This is a genomic window from Pseudogulbenkiania sp. FW507-F1, from assembly GCF_058781125.1.
Genome location: NZ_JBYSWM010000028.1, coordinates 38,024 through 44,315 on the forward strand (window position 1 = coordinate 38,024; position 6,292 = coordinate 44,315).

General features: G+C 65.4%; 4 protein-coding genes. 3 read left to right on the forward strand and 1 reads right to left on the reverse strand.

Features of this window, described 5'->3' with window-relative positions:
• Positions 1-5: 5 nt before the first annotated feature.
• The gene (locus AC3WG5_RS15885) at positions 6-2,030 is read right to left on the reverse strand and encodes a site-specific recombinase (RefSeq protein ID WP_492569505.1); all 2,025 of its coding nucleotides are present in this window, start codon (positions 2,028-2,030) and stop codon (positions 6-8) included.
• Positions 2,031-2,527: 497 nt separating this feature from the next.
• Between AC3WG5_RS15885 and AC3WG5_RS15890 the strand changes: the two genes are divergently transcribed.
• The 3 genes from AC3WG5_RS15890 (at position 2,528) to AC3WG5_RS15900 (ending at position 6,291) form a co-directional block, all read left to right on the forward strand.
• On the forward strand, positions 2,528-4,498 hold the full coding sequence (locus tag AC3WG5_RS15890; RefSeq protein WP_492569507.1) for a methyl-accepting chemotaxis protein: 1,971 nt from the start codon (positions 2,528-2,530) through the stop codon (positions 4,496-4,498).
• A 169-nt stretch (positions 4,499-4,667) separates the two neighbouring features.
• Complete coding sequence (gene moaA / locus AC3WG5_RS15895; protein WP_008953002.1) at positions 4,668-5,642, forward strand: GTP 3',8-cyclase MoaA; 975 nt, start codon at positions 4,668-4,670, stop codon at positions 5,640-5,642.
• Between the two features lies 1 nt (position 5,643).
• Complete coding sequence (locus tag AC3WG5_RS15900; RefSeq protein ID WP_008953001.1) at positions 5,644-6,291, forward strand: carbonic anhydrase; 648 nt, start codon at positions 5,644-5,646, stop codon at positions 6,289-6,291.
• The last annotated feature ends 1 nt before the right edge of the window (position 6,292 follow it).

The window sequence follows — 6,292 nt, forward strand, 5'->3', positions numbered from 1 at the left end:
GCCGGTCAACGCGGGCCTGCTTCCAGCGTCTCGACCATGGCCTCGTCCTCCGTCGCCGGACGGCGTGGCGGCCAGAAAAAGTCCAGCGGCCGGTGCAGGAAGTGGCGCCCCACCGCCGGCAGCAGCGGCAGCGCGTCGCGCAGCGTCAACTTGCGTGAACGCAACGCCACCCACAGTGCCAGGTTGAAGCTCACCAACAGGTTGAGCAGCCCGATCAGGCCGATACCCAACACCGACCACGTCAGCGTCTGCCAACTGATGGCGTAGTCGAGCCCGACCGCCGCGAAGGCCAGGTTGGCCGAAGCGAAGGTGATGTGACGGATGTCGATCGGCAGCCCCAGCAGCAGGCCGATGGTGCCGGTCAGCCCCAGGAAAAGGCCGAAATAGAAGTTGCCGGCCAGCGCCCCCAGGTTGTGTTCCACGTATTGCGCCAGGCGTCGTGTGCGATGCTCGCCGATCAGGCGGTTGAGCCACGGCAGCGCGGCTAGCCGCTCCGGAATGCGCTGGTAGATCGCCAGGTTGTCATAGTAGCCGGCGATCAGGCCCGCCAAGAACAGGTACACCCCGGCAATGGCGGCGTGAAACAGCGACAGGCTGGCCAGCGGGTCGATCTCGTGCAACAGGTGCTGCGCCTTGGCCACACTCACCGCCTGGGAGCCGAACAGATGTTTCCAGCCCTCGGCGATCGCCCAGGCCACCGGCAGCGCCATCACCACGTTGCCGACGATGGCGATGAACTGGGTGCGCAGCACGCTGACCACCAGTTCCGTCAGCTCGCTCAACTGTGCCTTGCCGCCGTTCGGGGTGTGGATCGCGGCGGCCAGGCGTGCGGCCGTCATCGCCGGCTGCTTGGTGGCAACGGTGAAATGCAGCAGCTGGATCAGCATGAAGCCGAAGGCATAGTTCAGGCCGAAGGCCATCCCTTCCAGCAATAGGGGCAGGTGCGCCTGCGCCAGCGTCAGCTTGATCAGCGCCATGAAGCCCACCAGCAGCCCGGCTCCCATCGCCGCCTTGGCCATGCCCAGCCACTCGCTGCGGCTCTCGGCGATGTAGTGCTCGCCGCGCTGGCCGGCGTGTTCGGTCACCTGCAGCGCCAATAGCTCGATGTTCGAGGTGAACAGGTCGGACAGCTTGTGGTGGCGGTTGTCGGCGCGTACCAGCTCGCCGAGGAACTGGAACAGCGTCGGGTCGGTCACCGGGTCGTAGCCCGGGGTCAGCAGTGTCAATACCTGGCGCAGGCGGTGGATGTGTTGTTGCAGTCGCTGCAGATGGTAGGTCAGGCTGACCGAAATACCGTAGCGCGCGGCGTTCTTGCGGATGCGCAGGACGATGCCCTCGCACTGTTCCAGCAGCACCAGGATGTGTTTCTCATCCTCGCCGGTCTCGCTGTCGTCGGTCGCGGCGTGTTGTTGGCTTTCGACGAAGCGGAACACCTCGGCGTTCAAGTGCAGGAACGGCGATTCGAAGCGCTCGATGTCCGGATGCACGCGCACCAGCTCCGGTTCCAGACCGATCGCCACAATGCGCGAGGAGAGCACCTGCACGGCTTCCAGCAGCTGCCAGCGGGTATGCGCGCGCGCCTCGGTGTCGGTTTCTTCCTCCCAGTGCAGCGCGCGCCACACGTCGCCGCACACTTCCTGCGGCAATTGCTGCACCCACTGGTAATCGCGCTTGTCACGGAACAGGCTGCTGAACACGTCTTTCAGGTAATCCGGGTTCTGCGGCGGCGGCAGCAGCCTCTCACCGATACGCGTCTTCATCGACGAAAAGAAACCTGCGTTCGACAGGATGCCGACGTCGGTATAGAGCTGGATCTGGCGCGTGCTGCTCAGCTGTTGCAGCAGGCAGCGGCGCAGGTTGGCGCGGTAATCCGGGTGCTGCTCCAGTAGGTAGCTCAGCGCCCGCACGTTCTTGATTGCCTGGGCGCTGTCGGAAGGGTGGGCGGGCCGGACCAAGTCGATCAGACCGGCCAGCAGCGAAGTCGGGGAGTGCGCTTGACCATCGGCCAGCGCACGCAGCAAGGTATCCATAGGCAAGTTCTCCGGCCGGCAAGCGCCGGCGAGTGGATAGGATGGCCTAAGTTGGCCTGCTTGAAAGAGGGGCGGATGCCCGGGGAAACCCGTCGGCAAGCGGGCGCACATTTCGGATCGGGTGCCGCAATGCACCACAGCAGGGCGGTCGCTGCCAGGATCTTGCCCTGGCGCGAGGCGGGTGCCCGGCCATTTGCGAACGGGTTGTCAGAACTCCATGCAAATCATGAAAGACCATGGCGCGGCGCAATTAGTTCTTTCGGATGAGTGTGTCATGTCGTCGTAATCGTTACCATGCGCATGGGGGCTGCCGCCCTCGGCTGCTGCTGTGCACCGCCTCGCCGACACGTTCCGGGGCCGCCGTTTCCTGTCGTTTTCCACCCCGCGTGCCCACGATCACGAGTGTGGCAGCTGAGCATTTCATGACCATGTTGCAGGCGTATTGCGCATGGTGTGCTTATTGCTTGCTCACGAGTATTTAACTGGAGTCGATGTCGATGCTGTCCCGCTTTTCTCTTGCCACCAAGCTGCTGCTGTTGCTGGTGCCCTTCGCCCTCGTGACGATCGGCCTGGCATCGGTGATCTCCATGGAACGCTGGCACGGGGTGCGGCAACTGGAGCTGTCGCAACGGCAGGTGCAGATGGCGGGGCTGGCCAGCGGGCTGATCCATGCCCTGCAGGTGGAGCGCGGCTTGAGCAACGGCTACCTGCACGCCCAGGGAAGTGTACCGCCGGCGCTGAACGAGGCACGCGGCCAGACCGGCACGGCGTTCGCCGCCTTCAAGGCCGGCCTCGCCGAGCTCGACGCAGCCGGGCAGGGCACGGCGCAGGTGGCCAGCATCGAGGCGCTGCTGCAACAGCGCCCGGCGGTCGACGCGCGCAGCGTGGCCGCACCGGCCCTGTTTGCGGCGTTTTCCGAGCGCATCGAGGCGCTGACCGGGCTGATCGCGCAACTGGCCAAATCCGGTCAGGAGCCGGAAGCGTTGCGTGAGACCACGGTGCTGCTCAACGTCCTGTGCGAGAAGGAGTTCGCCGGCCGCGAGCGTGGCTTCGTCAACGGTGTGCTGGTCCGGGGGAGCTTCGATCAGACCAGCATGAGCCAGTTCGATGCCCTCGCCGCCAAGCAGGAAGCGTGCGCCGCGCAGGCGCGCCAACTAGGGTCGGAGCGCTTCCTGCAGCAGGCCGATGCGCAGGCGCACAGCGCCGACGGACAGGCTGTGCTGGCGCTGCGCCAGGCGCTGCGCAGCCAGCCGCTCGGCGGGCCGGCCGGCGTGGCGCCGGAACGCTGGTTCGCCGATTCCACACGCCGCATGGCCGGTCTCAAAACCCTACAGGACAGCCTGCTCGCCGACATGGCGACCCGCCTCGCCGCCGCCCGCGCCAGCGCCCGTAGCGACCTGGTGCTCACCATCGGCGGAACCGTGCTGGCGCTGCTGCTGCTGGCGACGCTGGCGTTGTCGATCTACCGTGGCATCTGCAACCCGGTGCGGCGTCTGGAGCGCGTCATGACCGGGATGAGCCAGGATCTGGATCTGTCGGCGCGTGCCAAGGTTCCCGGTAGCGACGAAATGGCGCGCATGGGCCAGGCGTTCGATCATCTGGTCGACGCGTTCGCGGCGACGCTGACGCAGGTCAAGCACAATGCCCACCAGCTGGTCGGCGCCGCCGATGCGTTGCAGGCGGTCTCCGCCCGGGCCGCGCGTGCCGCCGAGACCCAGACCGCGTCCTCCACCGAGATCGCCGCGGCAGTCGAGGAAATGGCCAGCGGCATCGCCATGGTCAAGGACAATACCCACGAGTCGCAGCAGACCGTGTTCGTCATGCAGGACAGCCTGGACGCCGGCCGCGCCCGCATGGGGGAAACCACCGGCGTGATGCGCGACACTTCGTCGGCGCTGGGCCGGGCCGGCGAGTCGATCGGGCAGTTGCGCGAGAAGTCGCAGCACATCAGCGCCATCATCACGGCAATTCGCGACATCGCCGATCAGACCAATCTCCTGGCACTCAACGCCGCCATCGAGGCGGCCCGTGCCGGCGAGACCGGCCGTGGTTTTGCCGTGGTGGCCGACGAAGTACGCAAGCTGGCCGAACGCACCAGCCAGCAGACGCTGGAAATCACCACACTGGTCGACGGTATCCGCCAGGAGACCTTTGCCGCAGCCGGGCTGATGGACTCCGCCCGCAGTCAGATGAACGTCGGGCTGGAGCGGGTCGGCCTCACCGTGGCCGATCTCGACGGCATCCACCGTCAGGCCAGCGATTCGGCGCTCAAGTGCGAGGAAACCGCCGCCGCCATGCAGCAGCAGACCGCCGCCAGCGCCGAAGTGGCGCAGAACATCGCGCGCATCGCTGCGTTGGCCGAAGACAACTCGACCATCGTGCACCAGGCGGCGGAGCTGGCCACCCAGCTCAACCAGACCGCCGGCGACCTGGTCGCCATGGTCGACCGCTTCAAGCACGCCGGCTAGCCGTCGTCTCCCGGCCGTGTGCGCCCCTCCGCCAGGGGGGGGTGAACCCGGCCTAGTTACTTCGGCATAGCTCGGGGTGGTCGTTTGTGGGAATGTGCGCGTCTTTTGCCTTCTATATACTGAACAATGAAGAGCTTAAGTTCGGGGAACATGCCCCGCTGGAGTTGATATGCTGACCGACCGTTTCGGCCGTACCATCGAGTACCTGCGGCTCTCGGTGACCGACCGCTGTGATTTGCGCTGTACCTACTGTATTCCCAAGGGCTTCAAGGATTTCGAGGAGCCGGAAAACTGGCTCACGTTCGACGAGATCGAGCGCGTGGTCGCCGCCTTCGTGCGCTTGGGGACGCGGCGCGTCCGCCTGACCGGCGGTGAGCCGCTGCTGCGCCGCAATCTGCCGCAACTGGCGGGGCGCCTGTCCGCACTCGACGGTCTCGACGACCTCTCGCTCACCACCAATGCCACGCAGCTTTCGCGTCATGCCGAAGCGCTGTTCCAGGGCGGCGTGAACCGCCTCAACATCAGCCTCGATTCGCTCAAGCGCGAATGCATGCACGAGATCACCGGTCGCGACAGTCTGCCGCAGATCATGGAAGGTCTGAAGGCCGCCAAGGCCGTCGGCTTCGCCCCGATCAAGATCAACATGGTGGCGATGAAGGACGTCAACGAATCCGAAATCGAAAGCATGGCGGCGTTCTGTATCGAGCAAGGGTTCGTGCTGCGCTTGATCGAAGCCATGCCGATGGGGGAAACCGGGCAGTCGGCGCACTACCTCGACTTGCAGCCGGTGCTGGAAAATCTGCGCCGCACCTTCGACCTGGTGCCGCAGGCCGAAACGCTGGGCGGCGGCCCGGCCCGTTACTGGAAGACCCGCGACAACGCGTTCTCGCTCGGCGTCATCACACCGATTTCGCAGCACTTCTGTGCTACCTGCAACCGCCTGCGCCTGTCGGTGGATGGCACGCTCTACATGTGCCTGGGGCAGGAAGAGCGTTTCGAGTTGCGCCCCCTGTTGCGTGCCGGTATCAGCGATGCCGGCCTGGAAGACGCCATCCGTGCCGCCATCGAGCTCAAGCCGGAAAAGCACGAGTTCCGCGAAAAACCGACCAAGATCCTGCGCTTCATGTCGATGACCGGGGGGTGACGTGCGTTCGGTTGAACCCCTGCTGCAAGGATTCCGCCGTTTCCAGTCCCGCTACTTTGGCGAATTGGACCTCTTTGACGAATTGCGCCACGGCCAGCGTCCCAGCACGCTGGTGATCGGTTGCTGCGATTCGCGCGTGCACCCCGCCACCCTGACCGGCTCCGAACCGGGCGAGCTGTTCATCGTACGCAACGTTGCCAACCTGGTGCCGCCTTGCGACGAGACGCTGACGCACGCCAGTGTGGCGGCGGCACTCGAATTTGCGGTATTGTCGCTCAAGGTGGAACGCATCATCGTGTTCGGACACGCCAGTTGTGGCGGCATCCGGGCGCTGATGCAGCGTTCTGCCGATGAGGCCAGCGCCCTGAAGCGCTGGCTGGATATCGCCGAGCCGGCGCGGCGTTTCGTCGAGTCGAGCTACGACGACGTGAGCGAGGAAGAGCGTCTGCGCCAATGCGAAAAGGCGGCTATTCTGGTTTCCATCAACAACCTGCTGTCCTACCCTTGGCTGCGCGAGCGTGTCGAACAGGGCTCGCTCCTGCTCGATGGCTGGTATTTCGACATCCATGAGGGCGCGTTGTGGGGGTTCGACCCGCAGCAGGACCGCTTCGTACCACTGGTGTGCCCGATTCAGAAGCCCGACCCATGAC